Source organism: Streptomyces bohaiensis (assembly GCF_012033785.1).
Taxonomy (GTDB): Bacteria; Actinomycetota; Actinomycetes; order Streptomycetales; family Streptomycetaceae; genus Streptomyces; species Streptomyces bohaiensis.
In genome coordinates, this window is record NZ_JAAVJC010000421.1 from 1 (window position 1) to 2,882 (window position 2,882).

3 protein-coding genes are annotated in these 2,882 nt (G+C 77.3%); 1 reads left to right on the forward strand and 2 read right to left on the reverse strand.

Features of this window, described 5'->3' with window-relative positions; all coding sequences use genetic code 11:
* On the forward strand, positions 1-866 hold an 866-nt coding region (locus tag HCN52_RS23485), incomplete at its 5' end, for a serine hydrolase (RefSeq protein WP_168090438.1).
* On the opposite strand, the gene mycP is transcribed toward HCN52_RS23485, so the two are convergent.
* Together mycP and HCN52_RS23495 are read right to left on the reverse strand one after the other, a co-directional pair.
* Positions 841-2,079, reverse strand: coding sequence for a type VII secretion-associated serine protease mycosin (gene mycP, locus HCN52_RS23490; protein WP_168090439.1), 1,239 nt, complete (start codon positions 2,077-2,079; stop codon positions 841-843). The two genes, HCN52_RS23485 and mycP, sit on opposite strands and share 26 nt — an antisense overlap.
* A partial coding sequence (locus tag HCN52_RS23495; RefSeq protein WP_209314908.1) for a hypothetical protein occupies positions 2,076-2,882 on the reverse strand: 807 nt, incomplete at its 5' end. The genes mycP and HCN52_RS23495, both read right to left, overlap by 4 nt.

Here is a 2,882-nt window from a genome sequence, read left to right on the forward strand (position 1 = left end):
AGTTCTCGGACGCCCGGCCCGCGGCGGACGACGGCGCGTCCCGCTCCGCCGACGGGTCCCCCGGTGCCCCGGACGAGGCCCGGTCCCCGGCGTACGCCACGCGCGGCTCGGCCGAGCGGGTACCGCCGCAGTGGGCCGAGGCCACCGCGGCGCTCGCGCGGTCGGTCGGACCGCTGGAGGCGGAGCCCGCCGTGCGGATCTCGGTGGCCGTCCTGGACCCGGTGACCGGCTACACGCTGCGCTACGGCGCGGGTCACTACGAGACGGCCAGCATCGTCAAGGTGAACATCGTGGCCGGGCTGCTGCTCACCGCCCAGGACGAGGGGCGACCGCTGACCGCACAGGAGCGGCGGCTCGCCGCCGACGCGGTGCGGCTGAGCGACAACGACGCGACGCACGAACTGTGGCGCATGATCGGCGCCGAGGAGGGTCTCGACCGCCTCAACGCCCGGTTCGGGCTTGCGCTGACCCACGGCGGCGAGGACGGGCACTGGGGGCTGACCCGCACCACCGCCGCCGACCAGATCACGGTGCTGCGCGCGGTGTTCGACCCCGACTCCCCGCTGGCCCGGCCGGCGCGGGCCCACCTGGAGCAACTGATGGGGTCGGTGGCGGAGGGACAGCGGTGGGGGGTGTCGGCCGCCGCCGTGGACGACGGGGGCACCGCGCTGAAGAACGGCTGGCTGCCGCGCAGTCACACGGGGCTGTGGAACATCAACAGCATCGGCCGCGTCGAGGTGGACGGCCGGGAGTACCTGATGGCCGTGCTCTCCTCGGGCCACCGCACCGGGGACGAGGGCATCGAACGGGTCGAGGCCGCCGCACGGGCGGCGATGGAGGTCATCCGCTCCAGCGGCCGGGCATGACACCGGGGCTCCGCACGCGCCGCGGATCGGCCGGGCCGACCCGGAAGAACAGCAGCGCCGCGGCGAGCAGGAACATCACACCCGCGGTCACGGCGGCCGGGGTGAGCCAGGCCGGTTCACTCTCCTCCGGCGGGCCGCTGCGCGGACCGGGGCCGAAGTACTCGGCGGTGTGCGAGCCCGCCAGGGAGGCGGTCAGCGGCCGGTCGGTGCCGGCCGCCTCGATGGCGGCGGCCGGGTCGACGAGTCCGGCGCCGAGTGCGGCGCTGTGCCCGCCCTCGGGAGCCTCGCGGGCGGTGGCCGCCAGCAGCCGGCGCACCTCGGCGGGGGTCAGCTCCGGGTGGGCGGCCCGGAGCAGGGCCACCGCCCCGGAGACGAACGCGGCGGCCGCGCTGGTCCCCCAGCCCTGCATGTAGCGGTCGCCGGGCGCGGCGATGATCACGTCCTTGCCGGGTGCGCTGACGGTGGCGTACCAGCGGCGGGTCGAGAACGGCGCCCGGCTGCCGGCGCGGTCGACGGCGGTGACGGCGATGACGCCGGGATAGCCGGCCGGGTAGGAGACCGGGTCGCCGGACTCGCCGCCGTTGCCCGCCGAGGCGACGACCACGACCCCGTTCCGCAGCGCGTAGCGGATCGCCGCGTCCTCCTCGGGGTCGGGGTGGGCGGACTCGCTGTCGTCGCCGAGGGAGAGGTTGACGACATCGGCACCGTGGTCGACCGCCCAGCGGATCCCCTCGGCGACGGCGTTGCCGCCCTCCGCGCGCTTCTGGCCCCGTGCGGGGTCGTCCTCTTCCAGCAGCACCCGCACCGGAAGGATCTGTGCCTCGGGGGCGATGCCGATGACGCCGTCGGCCCGGGCGGCGCCGTGGCCCCGTCCGGCGATGATGCCGGCCATCGCGGTGCCGTGGGCCGCCCACGTCGGGGCGCCGGGCCCGGCGCCGTGCGGGACCAGGTCGGCGCCCTCCAGGACGGCCCCGGCCAGGTCGCGGTGGGAGGCGTCGACCCCGGTGTCCAGCACGGCCACGACCACCCCGGCTCCGCGGGTCGTCTCCCACGCCTCTTCGGCGTTGACCGCCTCCAGCGCCCAGCGCTGCTGGTCGCGGATGGTGTCGGCGCGGGCGGTCGGGCCGGTGGTGAGGAGCAGCGCGAGGACGCCGAGGACGGTCAGCGCGACGGCGGCCGGTGAGCGGCGGGCGCTCCGGGACCCGAGCGTCATACGGCCTCCCCCGCGGTGTCGGCGGCCTTGCGGACGCGGCGTTCGATGCGGTCGGCGATACCGCGGGTGTCGTGGCCGAGTCCGGCGAGGGCGGCGACGGTGGTCTCGTCGGCGGCGGTGGCGTCCGCGGCGGTCTGCGGCGGTCCGGCGGCCCGTCCGTCGGCGAAGCCCGTCACGGCGAAGACGACCACGGGGGCGTCGGTCAGCACCCGCACCGTCCAGGTCGCGCGGGGCACCGCGGTCGGGTCGCCGTCCGGGGCGGCCGCGGCGTGGTGGAGCGGCATCATGTCCGGCCGGGTGGCGAGGCCTCGGTCGGTGAAGACCCGGTGCAGTTCGCGGGTCTCCTCGGGGCCGCCGCGCGTGAACAGCAGTCCGACCGTGGTGACGCTGGTCTCCGTGTCGTCGGTGTACGTCGCGCGGATCACCCGGTGGCAGCCGGCCTGCGCGAGCGCGTCGAGCAGCGCCGGGTCGAAGACCTCGGCGCAGCCGCTGTCCGGCGCCACGCCGGTGCGTATCCACACGCGGTCGGCGTCGCCGGGGCCCGCGCCCTCACCGGCGATGCGGGGCGGGAAGAGCTCGTCGACGGGCAGGTCGCGCCACAGGGCGCGGCGCTCGTCGAAGGCGCGCTCCGCCGCGGTGACCTCCGGCGGCTCGGTGGTGAGCCAGGTGCCGACCGCGGCACCGCCGAGGAGGCCGGCCGCGAGGACCACGCAGAGTGCGACGGCCGCCACCCGCAGCGGGGAGCGCGGGGCACGCGGCACCGCGGGCGCGGCGAGCGGCGCCGGGGGCACGGGGGGCCGGTG